General features: G+C 59.8%; 21 protein-coding genes. 15 read left to right on the forward strand and 6 right to left on the reverse strand.

Features of this window, described 5'->3' with window-relative positions:
• Positions 1 to 22 precede the first annotated feature (22 nt).
• The 3 genes from moaB (at position 23) to ACR0NN_RS11210 (ending at position 5,536) form a co-directional block, all read left to right on the forward strand.
• A complete protein-coding gene (gene moaB / locus ACR0NN_RS11200) occupies positions 23 to 565 on the forward strand; it encodes a molybdenum cofactor biosynthesis protein B (RefSeq protein ID WP_170722228.1) in 543 nt (180 codons plus the stop codon).
• A 106-nt stretch (positions 566 to 671) separates the two neighbouring features.
• Complete coding sequence (locus tag ACR0NN_RS11205) at positions 672 to 2,129, forward strand: RND family efflux transporter (RefSeq protein WP_170722226.1); 1,458 nt, start codon at positions 672 to 674, stop codon at positions 2,127 to 2,129.
• Between the two features lie 5 nt (positions 2,130 to 2,134).
• Entirely contained in the window at positions 2,135 to 5,536 is a 3,402-nt protein-coding gene (locus ACR0NN_RS11210; protein ID WP_170722224.1) for an efflux RND transporter permease subunit, read from the forward strand.
• Here the strand turns inward: ACR0NN_RS11210 and ACR0NN_RS11215 are convergent.
• Together ACR0NN_RS11215 and ACR0NN_RS11220 are read right to left on the reverse strand one after the other, a co-directional pair.
• A complete protein-coding gene (locus ACR0NN_RS11215) occupies positions 5,516 to 6,001 on the reverse strand; it encodes an NUDIX hydrolase (protein WP_480684682.1) in 486 nt (161 codons plus the stop codon). The genes ACR0NN_RS11210 and ACR0NN_RS11215 overlap by 21 nt on opposite strands.
• Positions 5,955 to 6,767 (reverse strand): protein-disulfide reductase DsbD domain-containing protein, encoded by an 813-nt coding sequence (locus ACR0NN_RS11220; protein WP_170722220.1) that lies wholly within the window; start codon positions 6,765 to 6,767, stop codon positions 5,955 to 5,957. Before ACR0NN_RS11220 ends, ACR0NN_RS11215 begins: the two co-directional genes overlap by 47 nt.
• Positions 6,768 to 6,915: 148 nt before the next feature.
• Between ACR0NN_RS11220 and ACR0NN_RS11225 the strand changes: the two genes are divergently transcribed.
• Positions 6,916 to 7,470 carry a YqgE/AlgH family protein gene (locus ACR0NN_RS11225; protein ID WP_170685240.1) on the forward strand — a complete coding sequence of 185 codons (555 nt, stop codon included), beginning with the start codon at positions 6,916 to 6,918 and terminating at the stop codon, positions 7,468 to 7,470.
• Here the strand turns inward: ACR0NN_RS11225 and ACR0NN_RS11230 are convergent.
• On the reverse strand, positions 7,467 to 8,414 hold the full coding sequence (locus tag ACR0NN_RS11230) for an L-threonylcarbamoyladenylate synthase (protein WP_170722218.1): 948 nt from the start codon (positions 8,412 to 8,414) through the stop codon (positions 7,467 to 7,469). The two genes, ACR0NN_RS11225 and ACR0NN_RS11230, sit on opposite strands and share 4 nt — an antisense overlap.
• A gap of 132 nt (positions 8,415 to 8,546) precedes the next feature.
• Between ACR0NN_RS11230 and ACR0NN_RS11235 the strand changes: the two genes are divergently transcribed.
• The 7 genes from ACR0NN_RS11235 to ACR0NN_RS11265 all read left to right on the forward strand — a co-directional run bounded on the left by ACR0NN_RS11235 (position 8,547) and on the right by ACR0NN_RS11265 (position 15,053).
• Positions 8,547 to 10,250 carry an acyl-CoA dehydrogenase family protein gene (locus ACR0NN_RS11235; protein ID WP_170722216.1) on the forward strand — a complete coding sequence of 568 codons (1,704 nt, stop codon included), beginning with the start codon at positions 8,547 to 8,549 and terminating at the stop codon, positions 10,248 to 10,250.
• A complete protein-coding gene (locus ACR0NN_RS11240) occupies positions 10,250 to 11,296 on the forward strand; it encodes an MBL fold metallo-hydrolase (protein ID WP_170722214.1) in 1,047 nt (348 codons plus the stop codon). Before ACR0NN_RS11235 ends, ACR0NN_RS11240 begins: the two co-directional genes overlap by 1 nt.
• A 4-nt stretch (positions 11,297 to 11,300) precedes the next feature.
• The gene (locus ACR0NN_RS11245; protein ID WP_170722210.1) at positions 11,301 to 11,750 is read left to right on the forward strand and encodes a DUF6173 family protein; all 450 of its coding nucleotides are present in this window, start codon (positions 11,301 to 11,303) and stop codon (positions 11,748 to 11,750) included.
• Positions 11,751 to 11,814: 64 nt separating this feature from the next.
• Positions 11,815 to 13,653, forward strand: a complete 1,839-nt coding sequence (locus ACR0NN_RS11250) for a glycerophosphodiester phosphodiesterase (RefSeq protein ID WP_170722209.1) — start codon at positions 11,815 to 11,817, stop codon at positions 13,651 to 13,653.
• Positions 13,640 to 14,194 carry a hypothetical protein gene (locus ACR0NN_RS11255; protein WP_170722207.1) on the forward strand — a complete coding sequence of 185 codons (555 nt, stop codon included), beginning with the start codon at positions 13,640 to 13,642 and terminating at the stop codon, positions 14,192 to 14,194. Before ACR0NN_RS11250 ends, ACR0NN_RS11255 begins: the two co-directional genes overlap by 14 nt.
• 68 nt (positions 14,195 to 14,262) lie before the next feature.
• Entirely contained in the window at positions 14,263 to 14,397 is a 135-nt protein-coding gene (locus tag ACR0NN_RS11260) for an aa3-type cytochrome c oxidase subunit IV (RefSeq protein WP_170685247.1), read from the forward strand.
• Between the two features lie 23 nt (positions 14,398 to 14,420).
• Complete coding sequence (locus ACR0NN_RS11265) at positions 14,421 to 15,053, forward strand: hypothetical protein (RefSeq protein ID WP_170722204.1); 633 nt, start codon at positions 14,421 to 14,423, stop codon at positions 15,051 to 15,053.
• Here the strand turns inward: ACR0NN_RS11265 and ACR0NN_RS11270 are convergent.
• Together ACR0NN_RS11270 and ACR0NN_RS11275 are read right to left on the reverse strand one after the other, a co-directional pair.
• The gene (locus ACR0NN_RS11270; protein ID WP_170722202.1) at positions 15,042 to 15,374 is read right to left on the reverse strand and encodes an AzlD domain-containing protein; all 333 of its coding nucleotides are present in this window, start codon (positions 15,372 to 15,374) and stop codon (positions 15,042 to 15,044) included. The two genes, ACR0NN_RS11265 and ACR0NN_RS11270, sit on opposite strands and share 12 nt — an antisense overlap.
• Entirely contained in the window at positions 15,371 to 16,081 is a 711-nt protein-coding gene (locus ACR0NN_RS11275) for an AzlC family ABC transporter permease (protein WP_170685250.1), read from the reverse strand. Before ACR0NN_RS11275 ends, ACR0NN_RS11270 begins: the two co-directional genes overlap by 4 nt.
• A gap of 49 nt (positions 16,082 to 16,130) precedes the next feature.
• Between ACR0NN_RS11275 and ACR0NN_RS11280 the strand changes: the two genes are divergently transcribed.
• Genes ACR0NN_RS11280 through ACR0NN_RS11295 form a run of 4 tightly spaced genes read left to right on the forward strand, consistent with a single transcriptional unit; the run spans position 16,131 to position 19,420 of the window.
• Entirely contained in the window at positions 16,131 to 17,021 is an 891-nt protein-coding gene (locus tag ACR0NN_RS11280; RefSeq protein ID WP_170722937.1) for a formate dehydrogenase accessory sulfurtransferase FdhD, read from the forward strand.
• Positions 17,014 to 17,670 (forward strand): molybdenum cofactor guanylyltransferase MobA, encoded by a 657-nt coding sequence (gene mobA, locus ACR0NN_RS11285; RefSeq protein ID WP_170722200.1) that lies wholly within the window; start codon positions 17,014 to 17,016, stop codon positions 17,668 to 17,670. Before ACR0NN_RS11280 ends, mobA begins: the two co-directional genes overlap by 8 nt.
• Positions 17,667 to 18,158 carry a molybdopterin-guanine dinucleotide biosynthesis protein B gene (gene mobB / locus ACR0NN_RS11290; RefSeq protein ID WP_170722198.1) on the forward strand — a complete coding sequence of 164 codons (492 nt, stop codon included), beginning with the start codon at positions 17,667 to 17,669 and terminating at the stop codon, positions 18,156 to 18,158. Before mobA ends, mobB begins: the two co-directional genes overlap by 4 nt.
• Positions 18,155 to 19,420 (forward strand): molybdopterin-binding protein, encoded by a 1,266-nt coding sequence (locus ACR0NN_RS11295; protein WP_170722195.1) that lies wholly within the window; start codon positions 18,155 to 18,157, stop codon positions 19,418 to 19,420. Before mobB ends, ACR0NN_RS11295 begins: the two co-directional genes overlap by 4 nt.
• Here ACR0NN_RS11295 and ACR0NN_RS11300 read toward each other — a convergent pair.
• Positions 19,417 to 20,409 carry a hypothetical protein gene (locus ACR0NN_RS11300; RefSeq protein ID WP_170722193.1) on the reverse strand — a complete coding sequence of 331 codons (993 nt, stop codon included), beginning with the start codon at positions 20,407 to 20,409 and terminating at the stop codon, positions 19,417 to 19,419. The genes ACR0NN_RS11295 and ACR0NN_RS11300 overlap by 4 nt on opposite strands.
• Positions 20,410 to 20,420 lie beyond the last annotated feature (11 nt).

The following is a 20,420-nucleotide window of genomic DNA, read 5'->3' on the forward strand; positions in this document are numbered from 1 at the left end:
TCACCGAAAGGGCCTGGCAGACATGTCACGCATCGACGAAAGCATGGAATTCATCCCCATCCGCATCGCGGTCCTGACCGTGTCGGACACACGTTCGCTGGCCGAGGATCGCTCGGGCCAGACACTGGTGGATCGGATCGAACAAGCGGGCCATTCGGTGGCAGATCGCAAGATCATCAAGGATGAACGCTCTGAAATTGCGGACCAGTTGCGCGCTTGGATTGCTGATCCCGAAATTGATGTGGTGATCTCGACCGGAGGCACGGGCCTGACCGGTCGCGATGTCACCGTTGAGGCCCATCGCGACGTCTATGAAAAAGAAATTGAGGCTTTCGGAACCGTCTTCACCATCGTGTCGATGGAAAAGATCAGCACTTCGGCCGTGCAGTCTCGCGCGACAGGCGGCGTGGCCGGTGGGACATACCTGTTTGCTCTGCCGGGTAGCCCGGGCGCGTGTAAGGACGCGTGGGATGCGATTTTGGAGAAACAGTTCGATTATCGCCACCGGCCCTGCAATTTCGTAGAAATAATGCCCAGATTGGACGAACATCTGCGACGGAAGTAAACTGGTCCTGCGTTTAACTCATCATAACCGCTTTGTGGCTTGGCATTTTTTACGGCCCGGCTACCTTTGCGGAAGGCAACATGTGCAACCCGAGGTAAGTTGACCGATGCGATTTCTGCGGCAAAGCCTTGTTGGGGTGTTCCTGGCGTTTCTGACGCTGGGTCTGTTGGTCGTTGCCGCTCAGATGATCTCGGGCGCGGTGCAGGATGTGCTGACGCGGGATAACAAAGCCCCTCAGGCGCGGGAACGCGTTTTCGCCGTCACCGTGCGCACCGCCGAGCCTGAAACTGTAACACCCTATCTGGAAGCGTTTGGTCAGATTCAAAGCCGTCGCAGGCTGGAATTGCGCGCAGCCTTGGGTGGGCGCGTTGTCTCTCTGGCGGAGGATTTCGAGGATGGCGGCACCGTAACAGCAGGTGAGCTGTTGGTGGAACTTGACCCTGCCGATATGCAATCGGCACTCGACCGCGCCAAATCCGATCTTTTGGATGCTCAATTCGAAGAACGGGACGCCGAGCGTTCGCTGCTGCTGGCGCAGGATGAATTGAAGTCGGCTGAAGCACAGGCCGAGCTGCGCGACCGCGCGCTGCAGCGTCAACAAGATTTGCAGACTCGCGGCGTCGGCGCGGCTGCCAGCGTCGAAGAAGCGGAACTGGCGGCAACTTCGGCGCATCAGGCGGTTCTTGCGCGCAGGATTGCCCTGGCGCAGGCGGAATCTCGGGTGGATCAGGCCACAACTCTGTTCGCGCGGGCGCGCATCGCGCTGGAGGGTGCCGAGCGTGATCTGGAAGATATGACCATCCATGCCGGGTTTGACGGGACGCTGACCGAGGTGACCTTGGTCGAAGGCAGGTTGGTCGCGGCCAACGAAAAGCTGGCCGAACTGGTGGATCCGAACGCGCTTGAGGTCGCGTTCCGGGTTTCGACCGCGCAATTCGTGCGGTTGCTGGATGGGCAGGGTGATTTGATCGCCGCGCCGGTTACGGTTTCGCTTGAGGTCACGGGAACGGATCTGACCGCCACGGGACGGATCAGCCGCGACAGCGGTGCTGCAGGCGAAGGGCAGACCGGGCGTTTGATCTATGCCCGTCTTGACGATGCCCCGGGTTTCAAGCCCGGAGATTTCGTGACCGTCTCGATCGAAGAACAACCATTGGACAATGTGGTGCGCCTGCCATCCTCGGTTCTGGACGCCACGGGCAACGTACTGGTGCTCGGCCCTGATGACCGGTTAGAGCCACTGGCCGTTCAACTGATCCGCCGACAGGGCGATGAGGTTCTGTTGCGCGGCGAAGGCTTGGAGGGTCGAGAGGTCGTGATCGGCCGGACCCCATTGTTGGGTTCAGGCGTTCGCGTGCGTCCCCTGCGGATTGAGGCGAATGCCGAAGCTGATCCAGGAATGGTTGAGCTTTCCGATGAAAAGCGCGCGCAGCTTGTCGCGCAGGTCGAGGCCAGCGATGCGATGTCTCAGGAAGACAAAGCCCAAGTATTGGGTCAGTTGAGCGAGGCACAGGTGCCTGCCGCCCTCGTTCGTCGCCTTGATGACAACCGGGCCGGGGGCTAAGCGCGATGATCCGCGACATTCCCAACGCGGCGGGCGGTATCCTCAGCTATTTCACCCGGCATCGCACGGCGGCCAACCTGCTGCTGCTGGTCATGTTGGTCCTCGGGGCTGCTGCGATTCCCAACATGCGGGCGCAGTTCTTTCCTGATGTGATCCTTGAGCGGGTTGATGTGAACGTTCAGTGGGACGGCGCAGGCCCCGAAGATGTCGACAACGGTATTATCCAACTGCTCGAACCGGCGCTTTTGGCGGTTGAGGGCGTCGCCAGTACCGAGTCGACTTCGCGCGAAGGAACGGCGCAGGTCCGGCTGGAGTTTGAGCCGAACTGGGACATGTCTCGCGCGGTTGAGGAGGTTCGAACGGCTGTCGACAGCGTCACCAATCTGCCCGAAGACGCCGAAGAACCAACCATCCGTCGTGGTGCCTGGCGGGATCGGGTCACGGATGTTGTCATAACAGGGCCCATCGAAGCTGAACAACTGGCCAAATTCACCGATGAATTGATAACCCGCCTGTTCGCTGTTGGTGTCACGCGTACCACCATCCGAGGACTGGCTGCACCGCGCGTGGTTGTCGAAGTGCCCACCGCGCAGTTGATTGCCAATGACATCTCGCTTTCAGATATTGCCGAGGCAATATCCGCCGAAGTTACCACTAATCCCGCAGGCGACGTTACGGGAGCCAATGCGCGCATTCGGACTGGCGTTGAAAAACGCACCCCGGAAGAGATCGAAGGCATTGCGCTGCGCAACTTCGCCGATGGATCCAAGCTGGTTGTCGGTGATGTGGCGCAGATACGCGTCGAGGGTGTAACCCGCAACCGCAGTTATTTTGTCGGCGACAACCCGGCGATGTCGATCCGCGTTGACAGGTCCAACCTAGGCGATGCCATCGGCATCCAGCGCGATGTCGAGGATGTGGTGGCCGAGATGCAGGCCAGCCTGCCCGAAGGTATTACGGTCGAATTGATCCGCACCCGCGCGCAGGCGATCACCGACCGGCTGGATATTCTGGTCGACAATGGGTTGGTCGGGCTTGGCCTCGTGGTGTGTCTGCTGTTTCTGTTCCTGAACGCTCGCATCGCTTTCTGGGTGGCCGCCGGTATTCCCGTGGCAATGTCGGCTGCGATTGCACTGATGTATCTGGGCGGGCTGTCGCTAAACATGGTCTCTCTGTTCGGGCTGATCATCACACTCGGCATCGTAGTCGATGACGCCATCGTGGTCGGCGAGCACGCCGATTTCCGCGCCCGCCGACTGGGTGAGGCTCCGATGGTTGCCGCAGAACGCGCCGCCCGACGCATGGCGATGCCGGTATTTGCCGCAACCGTCACCACCGTTATCGCGTTTTTCGGCCTGACCGCGATTGGTGGCCGGTTTGGTGAGTTAATCCGGGATATTCCGTTTACGGTTATCGCGGTTCTGATCGCCTCGCTGATCGAATGCTTTCTGATCCTGCCCAACCACATGGCCCATGCCATCGCGCACTCGGCCAAGGAGCATTGGTATGATTGGCCCAACCGCGTTGTGAACAAAGGCTTCCGCTGGGTGCGCGACAACCTGTTCCGCCCGCTGATCGGCTGGGTGGTATGGGCGCGCTATGTTGTCGTTGCCATGATGGTGGTCATTTTGGCCAGCCAGATCGCGCTATTCATCCGGGGCGATGTGAACTGGCGCTTCTTCAATGCGCCGGAACGCGGCTCGGTCACTGGCAATTTCATCATGGTCGAAGGTGCCACCCGCGCCGAGACGCTGGAAATGATGCGCATGGTGCAGCAGGCCACCGAGGAATTGGGCCAGACCTACGAAGAACGTCATGGCCGCAACCCCATCGAATATGTACTGGCTGAAGTCGGCGGAACAGCGGGATGGGGGCTGCGCGCGGCGGATGGCAAGGATGACGACCTGCTGGGTGGTATTTCAATCGAGCTGATCGACGCCGACCTGCGCCCCTATTCCAGTTTCGAATTTGTAGGCGAGCTACAGGATTTCGTGCCCCGGCACCCAAAGGTCGAGCTGCTCAGCTTCCGTGGATGGCGTTCCGGACCGGGTGGCGACGCGATTGATGTGCAATTCTACGGCGCGGATGTGAATTCGCTGAAATCTGCGTCCGAAGACCTTCAGGCTGAACTTGCGAAATACTCTGAAGTTTCAGCGCTCGAAGATAACCTCGCCTATGACAAGGAAGAGTTCATACTGGATCTGACCGCGCAAGGCCAGGCGCTGGGCTTCCGCATCGAAACACTGGGCCGTGTACTGCGGGATCGCCTGAACGGGATCGAGGCCGCAACCTTCCCGGATGGGCCACGCAGCACGGAAATCCGGGTCGAACTGCCCGAGGGCGAGCTGACCGCCGATTTCCTGGAACGCACGCTGATGCGGACACCTGATGGCGTCTATGTCCCGCTGGCCGATATCGTTTCGGTCGAGCGTAAGTCAGGCTTCTCGACGGTTCGGCGCGAGAACGGCCTGCGGGTGATTTCGGTGAATGGGGACATTTCCGAAGACGATCCCGCAAGGGCCGCCGAAATTGCCCGCGCGATGCAGGAAGAAATCCTTCCCAATATTGCCTCTGAACGTCAGGTCGAATGGCGCATGGCAGGCCTGAGCGAGCAGGAGGATGAATTCCTGTCTGAGGCCCGCACAGGCCTGATCCTGTGTCTGACCGGGATTTATCTGGTTTTGGCCTGGGTCTTCGCCAGTTGGACGCGACCCCTTGTGGTGATGGCGATCATTCCCTTTGGCCTCGTCGGCGCGATCTGGGGGCATTATCTGTGGGATGTACCGCTGAGTATGTTCACGGTCGTCGGCCTATTGGGCATGACCGGGATCATCATCAACGACTCGATCGTGCTGGTGACCACCATCGACGGGTACCAACAGGAACGCGGGCTGGTGCCTTCAATCATCGAAGGCACGGCGGATCGGTTACGGCCGGTGATGCTGACCACGCTGACGACGGTCCTGGGCCTGACGCCATTGATGTACGAAAGCTCTCAGCAGGCGCAGTTTCTGAAACCAACCGTGATCACCTTGGTCTATGGGCTGGGCTTTGGGATGGCCCTGATCCTGCTGCTGGTGCCTGCGCTTCTGGCGATCCTAAACGACATCTCGCGCCCGATTACATCAATGCGGCGGGCCCTGCGCGCCCCGGATCGGGTGGTGCGCAACGCCGTTCGCGCAACCGGTGTGGCATTGGCGGTCTGGCTGGGGGCCTCGATGATCTGGCCTGCAGCGACGGGCGCGCCGATCGCATTGCTTTCGGGATTTTATCCTGCCGCTGAAGGCCCGAGCATTTTACAGATGGGATTTGGCGTCTTTGTCGCCGGTGCGACCGTTATCTTGTTGTTGGGCGTTCTGCTGTCGAGCTTGCTTTATGCGCGACTATCAGGACGTGCTGAGGTCTGAGCGGGCAAGCGCAAGACTTAGCAGATCCGGCACGCGGTCGCTCATGGGCAGATTTTGGGCTACGATCTGGGCTATCGGAAACCAGCGCGCATCCCGAGCGTCATCAGCAGCGACGGGTGTTCCCGACACATAGCGACACGCAACACCCACCAGTAGGTAATGTGCCTGCACCTGCCCATCGTCGTCGCGCAGCAGCAGGTCGAGATTGTCGAGGTAAGCCATCGGTTCCGCGATCAGACCCGTCTCTTCCATCAATTCCCGAGCCGCAGCGTCAAGAACGGTTTCACCCCATTCCACGTGACCGCCAGGAAAACCCCACAATCCGGCATCAGGTTGCTTGCTACGCTGAACCAGCAGCACCTGTTGGTCATGCAGAACAACAGCCAGAGCGCCGATCTTTGGAGTTTGGCTCATGCAGTCAGCCAGCGCTGCATCCCCGGATATCCACAGCGTGGTTTGCGCCAAGAACGGTGATCCGCACTTCGGAGCGATCCAAGGCAAATGGTCCGCCCGATGCACTGATGACCTCCGAGCTGGTAATCAAAGTGTTGCCTTGGCGGCGCGTTTCTGGCTGCGATGCCCAAAGTGCGGGATTGCCCGGCTCGATGACAGCGAATTCAGAGCCGCCAGCCGAGGGCATGGTGATATGCGCCTCGATCTGCATGCCGTCCGCCGTTGGTGTCAGATGACAGGTCGCGTCTGCCACCCCGGCCTCACGCTCGGAAAACGGGCGCTGGGCCAGAGCCGCCGCGATGGCCGGATTGCGCCCGGCGTCGGCGTCCAGCGTATGGTCGATATCCAGCCGACCCGGCACGCAGACATCCTTGCACACGCCTAAATCCATCTCACCGCGCAAACGCACGGGCTTTGCCGGATTTTTAGGAGTGATTTCGACCGGCAAAACCAGTTGGTCTTCGTATCCGATCGAGCGCAGGCCGTTCTGGTCAAACACATGCGGCGCGGGCCAGGTAATCGCGATATCCGCGATATTGCCCGAGCCATTCCAGTCGAACTGCGGCGGGATACCTGCATCGCCAGGCGCACGCCAATAGGTTTTCCACCCGTCTTTGAGCGTCAGGCGCAAAGCGCCCTGATACGTGCCTTTGGCGGTTTTACCGCCATCCAACACCTCAAGCTGCACCAGATTGTCGACCCCTTGCGCAAGGGCAGGGGCGCTAATGCACAGGCTGGTGGCACAAGTGGCCACAGTGGATATCCAGAGTTTTCTCATAGGCTGAACATGCGCATTCTGGGCCTGAATGCCAAGTCACGTTCCGGTCACCTCGCTGAAATGCACGGAAATCCTTGCAGGTCCCTTGCCATTCCCCGGTTCGCGGGGTCATTCTAGGGGTATCCGATGGCGCAAGAGATGTCTGCTGATGGACCTTACGGGAAAACTGTTGATTGCAATGCCCGGAATGGGTGACCCGCGATTCGAGCATTCGGTTGTCTATATCTGCAGCCATGGTGATGATGGCGCGATGGGTTTGATTGTGAACAAGCCCTCGGACCTGCGGATCAAGACACTGCTGGAACAGCTCAACATCCCATGTCGCATTCCGGTTATCGGCGAACGTCTGGTGCAGTTTGGCGGCCCGGTTGAGATGTCGCGTGGCTTCGTTCTGCATAGCTCGGATTACGAGGCGAACCTGCATTCGATGCAAATCTCTGACGATTTCAGCATGACCGCAACGCTGGATGTGCTTGAGGATCTGGCCTCGGGCAAAGGGCCGCTGAACTCGATGCTGACACTGGGCTATTCCGGCTGGGGGCCGGATCAGCTTGAGGATGAGATCGCCATGAATGGCTGGCTGACCACCGAGGCGTCTTCGAAACTGGTCTTCGATGTACCCGATGATGAGAAATGGGAGGCCGCGTTGGCGACCCTTGGGGTTGATCCGCTGACACTGTCGGCCAGCGCAGGTCGCGCCTAGTCGCGTGGAGCTGCCGCTCGGCGAAGGCGGTCGTTGATTGCCGCACCCAGTCCAGTGCCAGGTATCGGGGATACGGCAATTGGCCGCCCGGTTTCGTTCAGCTTGTGCAGCGCTGCAAACAGGTTGGCGGCGGCCTCGGGCAGGCTACTGCTTTCGGATAGATTCACGTCACACGCGATCGGGCCAAAACCCAACAAAACTTCATCGCCTTGGCGCGATTCGGCATTCAGGCGCACCGGCGCATCTGGCGCGTAATGCGATTGCAACTGCCCCGGCGCTGTCAGCAGATCACCCGGCTGGTGATGATGCAGTTCCGTCTGTAGCACCTCTTCGATCTGTTCTAGTGCAACACCCCCCGGGCGCAGCAGGGCGGGTGCTCCGGCCAGCCCTACGATGGTAGATTCAAGACCGACACCGCAGGGTCCATCATCCAGAAAGGCCGCGATGCGCCCGTCTAGCCCGGCCCGGACATGTTGCGCTGTTGTCGGGCTGATTTGACCAGAAGGGTTGGCCGATGGGGCGGCGACGGGGCCGTCGAACTCGGCCAACAGGGCTTGTGCAGCCGGATGCGCGGGCACCCGAACGGCCAGAGTATCCAACCCCGCTGTGACGAGTGATGAAATCCCGTGATCGGCCCGCAAGGGGAGAACTATTGTCAGTGGGCCGGGCCAGAAGGCTTGGGCGAGCCGCTCGGCCTGATCGGTCCACTCAACAAACCGTTTTGCTGTCTCGGTGGAGGCGACATGGGCGATCAGGGGGTTAAAGCTGGGCCGTCCCTTGGCCTCGTAGATCGCGGCCACGGCCTCGCCGTTCCGTGCATCACCACCCAAGCCATAGACCGTCTCGGTTGGGAAGGCGACGAGCAGCCCTTGCCGCAACAGATCGGCGGCTTTGGTGATGCCGTCGGCGTCTGCGAATAATTCTTGAGTACCGAGAAGGGTCATAAGTCGTGACGCCGCGTTTTGGTTGCTTGCAGTTCAGGTCACGGTAGGTAATCGTGCCAGCCCAGATGAATACCGGCGTGGGGCCGGGATTCCAACCCCACGCTGACAACGTGCCAGACTCAGAGGGAAACAATGCCCTATCGTGCCCCGATCTCAGACTATGAGTTCCTGTTCCGCAACGTGATTGGTTTTGACCAGATCGCCGCGACCGAGAGGTTCTCGGACGCCAGCGAGGATGTGGTCAGCGCTATTCTGACCGAAGCTGGGAAGATGTGCGAAGAGATCATGGCCCCGCTGCAGCGACCCGGTGATCTGGAACCCGCCCGGTTGGAGAATGGCGTGCTGCGCACCTCTCCGGGCTATGCAGAAGGGTGGAAAGCAATCGCCGAAGGCGGCTGGATCGGGATGAGTGGGGATCCCGAATATGGCGGCATGGGCCTGCCGATGACCATGACCACAGCGGTGAATGAGATGATGAGCGCCGCTTGCCTGTCGCTCCAACTCGCTCCGCTGATGACTCAGGGCCAGATCGAGGCGTTGGAACATCATGCGAGCGATGAACTGAAAGCGATTTATCTGCCCAAGATGATGGCGGGCGAATGGTCAGGCACCATGAACCTGACCGAACCGCAGGCCGGATCGGATGTGGGCGCGTTGACATCGAAGGCCGAAGATAACGGCGATGGCACTTATTCGGTGACCGGCCAGAAGATTTACATCTCGTGGGGCGACAACGACTTTACTCAGAATGTCTGCCATCTGGTTCTGGCCCGTCTGCCCGATGGCGTGCCGGGCACCAAAGGGATTTCGCTGTTTCTGGTGCCAAAATACATCCCCGACGAAAACGGTAATCCAGGTGTTGCCAACGATTTGAAAGTCGTCTCGCTGGAACACAAGATGGGCCTGCATGGCTCGCCCACCTGCGTGATGCAGTATGACGGGGCCAAAGGGTGGCTGGTTGGCAAGGTGCATGGCGGTATGGCCGCGATGTTCACCATGATGAATAACGCGCGATTGGGCGTCGGTGGCGAAGGTGTGGGTGCGGCTGAAGGGGCCTATCAGCATGCTTTGGCCTATGCGCTCGAACGCAAGCAGGGCAAGACGCCCTCGGGTACGATCATCGACCATGCGGATGTGCGGCGGATGCTAATGAGCATGCGCGCGGATGTATTTGCGGCACGGGCGATTATGCTGGCCAATGCCGCGGCGATTGACATGGCGCAGGCCACGGGTGAGGCCGATTGGACGGCGCGCGCGGCGCTTCTGACGCCGATCTGCAAGGCCTTTGGGACCGAAACCGGAATGCGCGTATCTGAGACAGGTGTGCAGGTGCATGGCGGCATGGGCTTCATCGAAGAAACCGGCGCAGCGCAGTATTACCGCGATGTCCGCGTGACTGCGATCTATGAAGGCACCAACGGCATTCAGGCCATGGATCTTGTGGCGCGTAAGATGATGGACGGGGGTGAGGCGGCCTCGAACCTACTGGACGAGATCGAGGATCAGGCCGAAAAAGCCCGCGCGACGATGCCGGAACTCGCGGGTCCCGTGTGGGAAGCTTCTGAGTCTCTGCGTGAGGCGACCGAGTGGGTCGTCGCGCAATCAGATATGAACAACCGGTTTGCCGGTGCGTCAGCCTATCTCAAGGCTTTTGCCCGCGTTCTGGGTGGGCATTATCACCTGTCTGCAGCTCTGGCTGACCCCGAAGGTCCGCGCGCAAAACTTGCGCGGTATTACATCAATGCGCTGCTGCCCGAGCATACGGGCCTACTGGCGCAGGCGCAGAACGGGGCGGATGACCTCTATGCGCTCAGTGCTGAGGAGTTGGCAGTCTGATGGATGGCGAGGCCCCACAAGTGATGCGATACCCGTGGGAAGAACCGCCCGCACCCGGCGAATGGGTCGAAGTTGCAGAAGGGGTTCTGTGGATCAGGCTGCCTTTGCCTATGGCGCTGGATCATGTGAATGTCTACGCGCTGGATGACGGCGACAGTTGGACCCTGGTCGATACGGGGCTGTCTTCAAAGAAAACGCGCGTGATCTGGCAAACCCTGATGGAAGGCCCATTGGCCGGCAAACCCGTTAACCGGGTTGTCGTCACCCATCATCACCCCGACCACATCGGCAATGCGGGCTGGTTCCAGTCCGAACATGGCGCCGAGCTAGTGACCAGCCGCACTGCGTGGCTGTTTGCCCGCATGCTGACGTTAGACGTTCAAGAAAACTGGCCAAAAGAGACGCTTGAATATTATCGCAGTGCTGGCATGGATGCGGATGTGTTGGCGGGCCGGATGGCCGAGCGCCCGTTCAATTTTGCCGACACCGTTTACCCGATGCCGCTGGGCTTTACCCGAGTGAAGCAAGGCGATGTGATCCGCATAGGCGGGCGCGACTGGGATGTTCATATGGGCAACGGCCATGCGCCCGAACACTGCACGTTCTGGAGCCGCGATGACAATCTGGTGCTGACCGGCGATCAGATCCTCAGCTCGATCAGTTCGAATTTGGGCGTCTATGCGACCGAGCCGATGGCTGATCCTGTGGCTGACTGGTTGGAATCCTGCGAACGTCTGCAACCTTTGGCCCGATCAGATCATCTGGTGTTGGGCGGGCACAAATTGCCCTTTACCGGGCTTCCGATCCGGATGCGGCAGTTGATTGACAATCACCATGGCGCGCTGGACCGGCTGCTGAATGACCTCGACCAACCCAAAACCGCCGCTGACTGCTTTGCCCCGCTATTCAAGCGACCGATCAAGGCGGGCGAGTACGGCCTCGCGCTGGTCGAAGCGGTTGCACATGTGAACCATCTCTACCACATTGGAGCTGTCACCCGGACGCGCCGCGCGGATGGGGCGTGGGAATATCAGCGCAAAGGGTAGAGCAATGGACAAGATCGAAACATCGGCCGAAGCGGCGGAATCCGCGGCGCTGCCCCGCTGTTATGAGGTGCACGCCAACCCTGATGCTGCCTCGGGGCAAAAAGACCTGCCCAAGCCGTTGCAAAAGCCGGTAGAAACCAAAAGCCCCGCGCAATGGGCTTATGAACGCCTGATCCTCTATATCCAGAATTTCGAGAAAACGCTGGACGGCGATCACGAGGTTGCCATGGGCTTTACCGGTGGCGACGCAGGCGTCATGCGCATCGAAGGCATGGGCTATTTCGATCCCGATATCATCACCTTCTACGGCTCGGATGGTGGCGGGGCCAAGACCCAGCTGGTCCAGCATGTCAGCCAGTTGAACGTGATGCTGCGCGCATTGCCCAAAACGATCGAGGACAAACCGGCCAACCGTATCGGTTTCCGGCTGGCGGCTGATCTGGAAGACAGCTAACGCGCACCCTTGCAATTCACGCTTTCGCAGCCTTGAATGAGTTCACCATTCAGGAGGGCACCGCGTGACCAATTTCTCAGCCGTTACAACTGCCTATCGTGGCGCCTGGACCCGGCGACGCGTCTTTGTGCCGATCTATCTGGCGGTGCGGTTATTGTTGGTCGCCCTGATCGCGCCGGGTGTGGCGATTGCGGTCAATCTGGCCGTTTCTCTCTCGGATCAATCGGCCCTGACAGATCAGGACATCGCCATGTTCCTGCTGTCGCCTGCCGGATTCATCGCAGCGGTAGTGGTGCTCAGCTTGTTCCTGCTGGCCGAGGTTTTCGTCTTCTCGGTGATGGCCGGATCGCTGCGAATGGGTGAGAGCGACCCGTGGCGCGCTGGCAGTGCCTCGATCCGGTTGATTCTAACACGCCTGCCTGCACTATTCGAATTTGCCGCACGGTTCATACTGCGTGTCTTGCTGCTGGCGCTGCCCTTCGTTGTTGTGGCGGGTGTGATCGCGTGGTGGACGCTGACGGAATATGACATCAACTATTACCTGACCTTCCACCCACCATCATTTTGGGTCGCCGTTGTGTTGATCGGGATTGTAGTGCTGTGTCTGGCCTGGGTTCTGATCCGTAGGCTTTCAGCCTGGGCGCTGGCGCTGCATCTGGTGCTATTTGAGGGCAGCAAATCGAAAGAAGCATTTGCAAGCAGCGCGGATCGGATGGAGGGCAAACGGGGCCGCCTCAAGATCGAGCTTGGACTGTGGCTTGCCATGCGTATTGTCATCGCAGCCCTGATTGCGGGCGTTGCCGGGGTCCTGTTCGATCTGGTGCCACTGCAAGAATGGACCAACCTGCGTTTAGCGCTGATCCTCAGCCTGATCGTTGCGGGCTTGTGGTCGCTTGCGGGGCTTGTCCTTGCAGCTGTTGCGCTGGGTGCATTGGCGGTTCTGCTGGATGGGTTCTTCGACGCAAAAGGCAAAGAGGTGCCGCATCCCGAACCGGGCAATCTGCGCGCGCCGGTTTATGCCGTGGTTGGTAGTGCGATCATTGCTTTGGTCATCGGGCTCTGGTTCGGGCAGGAATTGCTGGCGCGCATTCAGGCCCCCGACCATGCGGATGTCATCGGCCACCGGGGGGCTGCGGCGATACGGCCGGAAAACACTATGGCAGCGGTTCTAAAGGCTATCGAAGACGGGGCCGACTGGGTCGAAATCGACGTACAAGAGACCGCCGATGGCGTGGTCATCATCGCTCATGACAGTGATTTCATGAAACTGGCAGGCGTGCCGCTTAAGGTTTGGGACGCGACAATGGAGGATGTGGCTGAGATCGATATCGGCAGCTGGTTCGGCCCGGAATATGCCTCGGAACGTACGCCCACGCTGTACGATGTATTAGAGGCTGCGAAGGGCAAGTCCAAAGTCATAATCGAGCTGAAATATTATGGCCACGACGTTGATCTTGAGAACCGCGTGGCGGCGATTGTCGAAGAGCTTGAGATGCAGGACCATATCGCCACCATGTCGCTGAAATACCCTGCGGTGCAAAAGATGAAGGCGCTGCGCCCCGATTGGCGCGCAGGGGTTCTGGCCGCGACCGCGATTGGGGATCTCTCGGGGCTCGAAGGTGATTTCGTGGCCGTGAATGCGGCGACGGTGTCGCCGGGGCTGATCCGATCGGTCCACGACGCAGGTAAGGATATCTATGTCTGGACAGTGAATGACCCGTTACAGATGTCGGCCATGGCTTCGATGGGCGTCGACGGGCTGATCACCGACCGCCCGGCCATGGCCCGCGAAGTGCTGCGGGTCCGGGCTGAAATGGGGCCGGGTGAGCGGCTGATGCTTTGGCTGGCAACAACCTTTGGTTTGTCGGTTGACACGTCAGAGATGCGCGATGAAAGCCCTTAAATTCATCGCTCTTCTTGCCTGCTGCGCACTTCCAGCCAGCGCGCAAGACTTGATGCGAAGCGTCGAGATGCCAGCGCATCGGGCGTTGGTAGACACCATCGTGGGCGCTGAGTTGGCCCCGTTTGAAACGGATGGCTGCTCGGGCGGATTATCGTCAAGCTGGCGTCTGGTCGCCGAGACTTTTCCCAAGTTCAGCCTGCTGTATGAGGAACATCCGCCATGGGAATATTGCTGCGTCACCCATGACCGCGCCTACCATAACGCGGGCGGTGCTACGCAGGCCGAGGCCAGTTTTGACGCCCGCCTTACCGCCGACGACGCATTGCGTGCCTGTGTCCAATCTCACGGCGCAACGCATGCCGACGAATATGCCGAACGCTATGATATGACACCGGATCAGATCCGCTCGGTCCATTCAATCACGTCCGAGGCGATGTTTCTGGCGGTGCGTTTCGGGGGCGGCCCCTGTAGCGGCCTGCCCTGGCGCTGGGGGTTTGGTTATCCGGGCTGCACAATCTTTGGCCCAACTGCGCGCGAATGACGTCGTGACAGGCCCGGAATTTTGCATTATCCAACACCTCAAACACGCGAATTGGGATTCTAAGACACATGGCTGATCACAAGCACGGCGAGATGGACATCACTGTTCAGACCAAAACCTTTGACGGGTTCATCAAATTCACCACTTGGTGTGTGGTGGCAATTGTCTTCCTCTGCATCTTCCTGGCAGTCTTCGCGGCGTAATCGGTTTTTCGAGGCGCGTCCCTGTGATCAGGATATTGATAGCCTGTCTTCTGGCAGCGATGGTTGCAGGTTGCGCTGGATCGCAGCGCCCGCAAGCCGATCCTTCGGAAATCGTTGCCCGATCCTATCGTGATCCGGGGCCTTCGACGCTGACACTCTATACGATGATCAGCACGCGCACAGGCTCGGGCGCGCATACGTCGCTAATGATCAGTGGCAGCGAACGGGTGATCTTTGACCCTGCCGGGTCCTTCCGCGCCGACGTCGTGCCGATCAAGAACGACGTATTGTATGGCATCACCCCCAATGTCGAACGCGCCTATCGCAGCAGTCACGCCCGAGAAACACATTACGCCCGCATCCAGACCATCGAGGTAACACCGCAAAAGGCCGAAATTGCGCTGCAATTGGCCAAACAGATGGGCCCGGTCGCGGGGGCGTTCTGCGCCAATTCAACGGCTCAGCTGTTGCAGCAGGTACCAGGTTTCGAACAGATCAGCACCACATTCTATCCTGTCAAACTGTCTGATCAGTTCGGTCAGATACCGGGTGTTGTGACCACGGAATATCGTGAGAGTGACTCGGCCGATCTGCAGCAGGGCCTGGCCGAAAACAACGCGCGTCTCAACCAGCTTGAAGCGGCGTCAACCAACTAGGTAAAGCAAGGCATACAGCGTCGCTGCGCCGCTGAAGATCGCGGCCAGCACGTTCTTTGTGACATACCCGACCGTTAACGCCACCGCCGCTGCGGACATGCGCGGCGGATCCGGTTGGCCGTCTGTGGCCGAGGGCCACACGACCAACGGCGCAATCAGGGCCGGGATGATCGCCACCGCCGTATATCGCAGATGCCGCAACAGCCATGGTGGCATCGGACGATCACCAACCAAGCCGATGAAGGTGAAGCGCAGCAGATAACTGCCAACGGCCAATCCAATAATGATGAACCAGATGGTGGGGTCGCTGATCTGAGTCATGGCCTGCTTCGCTCCAGTATCAATTCAGCTTGTGCACCGGCAATCATGCCCGCAGCACCCGCAATCAGAAGGCCTAGATTAAACGGCACCGCCACCGTAAGCAGAGCCACCACAATCGCCACCAGCGCGGCAACCACATGCGCCAGCGTTCGCATCATCGGCCCGATCATCGCCAGAAAGGTGATTGGCAGGGCGAAATCCAAGGCCCAGCTTTCCGGTATCTGAGTGCCCAGTACCGCGCCCAAATATGTACCCAGAATCCAAAGCGGCGTGATCGGTGTGACTGAACCCACAAAATAGATCATGCGCTGTCGCACAGACATATCAGGCTCTTTTTCGAACTGCACGATCGAGCAGGCATAGGATTGATCGACGATCAAATAGGCCGCACACGCGCGCTGCCACAATGGTGCAGCGCCCAGAAACGGCGTTAGTGAGGCCGAATACATTGCAACACGCAAGTTCACAGCCAGCGCAGAAATCAGAACGATCACCGTAGGCGTATTGTCTTGCAGCAGTTGCAGCGCGGTGAACTGCGCTGCCCCGGCAAAAACCGTGGCGGAAAAGGCCAATGTCTGAACGACGTTAAACCCAGCTTCGGTCGCAAAAACGCCGAACAACAAACCAAAGGGCATTGCGACAAAGACAAAAGGCGTGCCGTCGCGAAAACCTTTCCAGAAGTATGACTTGGTGGTGGCAGAGGTCATGGCTAAATCCTATGGTATTGCGAGCAGCAGTAGCCGTCTTGGGGAGGGGTTGCAATTGGCCACGGAATTGGACCTGTCAGACTATCTTATCGCGCCCGACCCAGGTGCCGCCCGCCTAACCCGCGCGGTGCAAGGCGTGAATCAGAACGGTGAGGTTAGCCAGATATCAGTGGTTGAAGAACGTCCGCTGACGATTTTCCTAAACGCGCAGGAAATCGTGACCGCGATGACCATCGGCGACTATCCCGAATATCTTGCGCTCGGGTTTCTGCGCAATCAGGGGATGCTGCTTGCGGATGATGAGATTACGCGTGTCGACTATGACGACGATCTGGAAACTGTGGTTGTGCGCACCGCCCGTGAAACCTCGTATGAGGACAAGCTGAAGAAAAAGACCCGCACAAGTGGCTGCGCCGTAGGCACTGTGTTCGGGGACATGATGGAGGGGCTTGAGGATGTGCGCCTGCCACAAGTCGCGGTGCGTACCTCGTGGCTCTATGAACTAGCGGCCAAGATCAACCGCACGCCGTCGCTGTATCTTGAGGCCGGGGCGATCCATGGCACGGTCCTGTGCCGCGAAAACCGCCCGCTGGTCTATATGGAGGACGTGGGCCGCCATAACGCTGTCGACAAGATCGCAGGCTGGATGCTGTCCGAGGGTGAAGGCGCTGCGGATAAGATTCTCTACACCACGGGCCGCCTGACCTCGGAGATGGTGATCAAAACGGCGATGATGGGAATCCCGGTCCTCGCCTCACGCTCAGGCTTCACCGCCTGGGGTGTCGAGATTGCGCGCGAGGTTGGTCTGACCCTGATCGGCCGCATGCGCGGGCAGCGGTTTGTTTGCCTGTCCGGTGAAGACCGCCTGGTGCGCGACGTCGATCCGGCATCTGTTGCGGTTGAAGACAAGAAACATCGCAGGAAAAGCGCCAATGAATGAGCAAGTGCAAAGACCGTTGGGTGTGATCCTCGCAGGCGGTCTCGCGACCCGTATGGGTGGGGGCGATAAAGGATTGTTGCAGATCGGCGGCGTCAGCCTGATGGATCGTGTGATCGACCGGCTACGCCCTCAGGTGGATGGGCTGGCGCTCAATGCAAACGGGGACGCGTCGCGGTTTTCCGATTTGGGTCTGCCCGTGATCGCAGATTCGATTGAGGGGTTCGCAGGACCGCTTGCCGGTGTTCTTGCTGGTCTCGATTGGGCCGCAGAACAGGGTGGCCAATCCATCGTGACGGTTGCTGCGGATACGCCGTTTTTTCCGCGTGATCTCGTGCCGCAGTTGGTACAGGCCTCTGAAGGGCAGAAACACCCGCTTGTTCTTGCCACCACACCGCGCACCGGGGAGGAGGCCCTGAAATCCGGTGGCAGCAAGCGGGTGAACCGGCATCCAACCTTTGGTCTTTGGCCTGTCGCGCTGCGCGATGATCTGCGCGCGGCCTTGAGCGATGGATTGCGCAAAGTTGTCCTGTGGACCGATCAACATGACGGGCGCGAAGCCCTGTTCCCGGCTCAGCCGTTTGATCCTTTTTTTAACGTCAACACGCCCGACGATCTGGCCCACGCCGAAACCCTGTTGGAGCAGGCATGAGACTTTACGGCGTCACCGGTTGGAAAAACGCGGGCAAAACCGGGCTGATGGAGCGGCTGGTGGCCGAGATCACCGGGCGCGGGTTTACCGTTTCCACCGTCAAACATGCGCACCATTCCGTCGATGTCGATCAACCCGACACCGACAGTTATCGCCACCGCACAGCAGGCGCGTCCGAGGTACTTTTGGCATCTGGCCAGCGCATCGCTGTAATGCAGGAATTGCGCGGCGCGCCAGAACCAAATCTGGATACATTGCTGGCCCGATTATCGCCGGTTGATCTGGTTTTGATCGAAGGTTTCAAACGCGAGGGCCATCCGAAGATTGAGGCATTCAGGGCCGAGGCGGGCAATCCACTGATCGCCGCCGAAGATAGCTCGATCAGAGCCATTGCCAGTGACACGCCTTTAGAGTTGGATCGCCCGATCTTCGATCTGGACGATACTGCAGCGATCGCAGACTTCATCCTTGGGGAGGTTGGATTATGAGCAAGCCGGATATCGCACCTCCGCCTCTGCGCAATGATTGTTTTGCCTTGCCTGCAGGGGTGAACTGGACGCCCGTCGATGACGCTCTGGCACTGTTGCAAAACAGATTGACCGTTGTGACCGGGATCGAAACCGTACCGCTGATGCAAGCCACGGGTCGCATTCTGGCGCAGGATGTCCAGGCCAGGCGGTCAAATCCGCCGCTGCCGAACACCGCGGTTGATGGGTACGGATTTGCCGGACCTGCGCCGGATGGCCCCTGTATCATGCCGTTGGTCGAAGGCCGTGCCGCGGCGGGTGCTCCGTTCAGCGGTCAGGTGCCCCCGGACCATGCTGTGCGTGTATTGACCGGGGCGGCCCTACCCGAGGGTGTCGATACGGTCATTCTGGAAGAAGACGTGACGCTCGATCAGGGCCACATCGCGTTTCGGGGGCCTTTGAAACAGGGCGCGAACGCACGAAAGGCGGGCGAAGATGTGGTCGAAGGCGCGCTGGCCCTACCTGCCGGGCGGCAACTGACACCCGCAGATTTGGCGCTTCTGTCGGCGGTTGGAGTGGCCGACGTGGCGTTGCGCAAGGCGTTGCGCGTCGGGGTGCTGTCAACCGGGGACGAATTGGTCGAGCCGGGCGATATCGCCGGCCCGGGTCAGATCTATGATGCTAACCGCCCGATGCTGCTGTCGATGATCGACCGGATGGGATTTGTGCCGATTGATCTGGGCCGGGCCGAGGATGATCGCGAGGCGCTGAAACACCATCTGGATCGCGCCGCGCGACAAGTGGATGTGATCCTGACCAGCGGTGGCGCCTCTGCGGGGGATGAAGACCATGTTTCGGCCTTGTTGCGCGAGGCTGGCGCGATGCAGGAATGGCGGGTCGCGTTGAAACCTGGTCGGCCTCTGGCGCTTGGAATGTGGGATCAAACGCCGGTCTTCGGCCTGCCGGGCAATCCTGTGGCGGCAATGGTCTGCACATTGATCTTTGCCCGCCCAGCGCTGAGCCTGATGGTCGGGGCGGGCTGGCAGGAACCGCAGGGGTTTGACGTGCCCGCCGCGTTTGAAAAGCGCAAGAAACCGGGCCGTCGCGAATATCTGCGGGCCCGCATCCGCGATGGACGGGCTGAGGTGTTCCACTCGGAAGGATCAGGCCGGATCAGCGGGCTCAGCTGGGCGGAAGGGCTGGTCGAAATCGAAGATGGTGCGCGCGATATCAAGCCGGGCGATCCGGTGCGATTCATTCCCTACGGCAGCTTCGGGCTTTAATCGAACGTCCCCGCCACGCGTCCCACCAGCATGAAGGCTCGCGCTGTGCGTGTTTCGCCTAGGGCGGTTAGTTCAGCATCGCTGGCCTCGGGTTCGAACTCAACAATCATATGGTCAAAGCGGCGCAGGAAGTGGTGTGCCGCATCACGAAAGATCGGGTCCTGCTTCATCCGCGCAGCGGTCAGGGCCAGCGTTGAGCGATCCCGAATACCACCCAGTGCAGCCACAGATCGCCCGCGCGCGCCTTGCGCAAACTGCCGCCAAATCTCGGGCCGGGCCATGTCGGGGCGCAGGTCGTCCATGTAGATGCCCTCCTGGCTGAGAAGGGTCAGAACGTCCTGCGAGGCCTGTACAAGTTGTGCTGCCTTACGATCTTTCAGCGCAAGGCGCAGCGCATCGAACCCCTCGGCGTCACTTTGTGTTTCGGGGAAATTCAAGGCGCGGATAAAAATATCCGTTGGCAACGGCGGGGCGATCTCATCCGCTGGTGTGCCCAGTTCCAAACTCGTCTGATCCGCCGGTTCCGAGGTGGGTTTGCTGCCGCGTGTCGGTTCGCCGCGATTGGTCGAGAAGGTGGCCAGCGCGCTTTCGGTTTTCTTCGCGCTTTGGGCGATTTCGTCCAGCTTTTTTCCCACGGTTGGCTCATACGTGCTGGCCGCGCGCTGTTGTTGAACCACATAGCTGTTGCGGATTGCATCAATCGCAGTCTGCAACCGGGCGCTTTCTTCGCGCATGACACGGCTGGCGCGCATCGCCAGCGCAGCGACCCAGATCATTGCCACCGGCATGAACACCGCCAGGAACGTAACGATGAACCCGCCCTGCTGTGCGCCGGGCAGCACCAGAAACACAACCGACACCACCAGCCAGATTAGGCTGAGAACAAAGGCCGCAATCTCGATCTCGGTGATCGAAGGATGCGCCGGGCGGTCGTAAATTCCCAGCGAGGTCGGCTTTTCGGTTTCCTGCTCAGGTTCGGACCCTGACATGACAAACGCTC

It is taken from the genome of Ruegeria sp. BA2, from assembly GCF_056539605.1.

Excerpts from the sequence above, each read along its gene's own strand:
- moaB (WP_170722228.1), top strand. The coding sequence starts at position 23 with ATGTCACGCATCGACGAAAGCATGGAATTCATCCCCATCCGCATCGCG.
- ACR0NN_RS11205 (WP_170722226.1), top strand. The coding sequence starts at position 672 with ATGCGATTTCTGCGGCAAAGCCTTGTTGGGGTGTTCCTGGCGTTTCTG.
- ACR0NN_RS11210 (WP_170722224.1), top strand. The coding sequence starts at position 2,135 with ATGATCCGCGACATTCCCAACGCGGCGGGCGGTATCCTCAGCTATTTC.
- ACR0NN_RS11220 (WP_170722220.1), bottom strand. The coding sequence starts at position 6,767 with ATGAGAAAACTCTGGATATCCACTGTGGCCACTTGTGCCACCAGCCTG.
- ACR0NN_RS11225 (WP_170685240.1), top strand. The coding sequence starts at position 6,916 with ATGGACCTTACGGGAAAACTGTTGATTGCAATGCCCGGAATGGGTGAC.
- ACR0NN_RS11230 (WP_170722218.1), bottom strand. The coding sequence starts at position 8,414 with ATGACCCTTCTCGGTACTCAAGAATTATTCGCAGACGCCGACGGCATC.
- ACR0NN_RS11235 (WP_170722216.1), top strand. The coding sequence starts at position 8,547 with ATGCCCTATCGTGCCCCGATCTCAGACTATGAGTTCCTGTTCCGCAAC.
- ACR0NN_RS11240 (WP_170722214.1), top strand. The coding sequence starts at position 10,250 with ATGGATGGCGAGGCCCCACAAGTGATGCGATACCCGTGGGAAGAACCG.
- ACR0NN_RS11245 (WP_170722210.1), top strand. The coding sequence starts at position 11,301 with ATGGACAAGATCGAAACATCGGCCGAAGCGGCGGAATCCGCGGCGCTG.
- ACR0NN_RS11255 (WP_170722207.1), top strand. The coding sequence starts at position 13,640 with ATGAAAGCCCTTAAATTCATCGCTCTTCTTGCCTGCTGCGCACTTCCA.
- ACR0NN_RS11260 (WP_170685247.1), top strand. The coding sequence starts at position 14,263 with ATGGCTGATCACAAGCACGGCGAGATGGACATCACTGTTCAGACCAAA.
- ACR0NN_RS11270 (WP_170722202.1), bottom strand. The coding sequence starts at position 15,374 with ATGACTCAGATCAGCGACCCCACCATCTGGTTCATCATTATTGGATTG.
- ACR0NN_RS11275 (WP_170685250.1), bottom strand. The coding sequence starts at position 16,081 with ATGACCTCTGCCACCACCAAGTCATACTTCTGGAAAGGTTTTCGCGAC.
- mobA (WP_170722200.1), top strand. The coding sequence starts at position 17,014 with ATGAATGAGCAAGTGCAAAGACCGTTGGGTGTGATCCTCGCAGGCGGT.
- mobB (WP_170722198.1), top strand. The coding sequence starts at position 17,667 with ATGAGACTTTACGGCGTCACCGGTTGGAAAAACGCGGGCAAAACCGGG.
- ACR0NN_RS11295 (WP_170722195.1), top strand. The coding sequence starts at position 18,155 with ATGAGCAAGCCGGATATCGCACCTCCGCCTCTGCGCAATGATTGTTTT.
- ACR0NN_RS11300 (WP_170722193.1), bottom strand. The coding sequence starts at position 20,409 with ATGTCAGGGTCCGAACCTGAGCAGGAAACCGAAAAGCCGACCTCGCTG.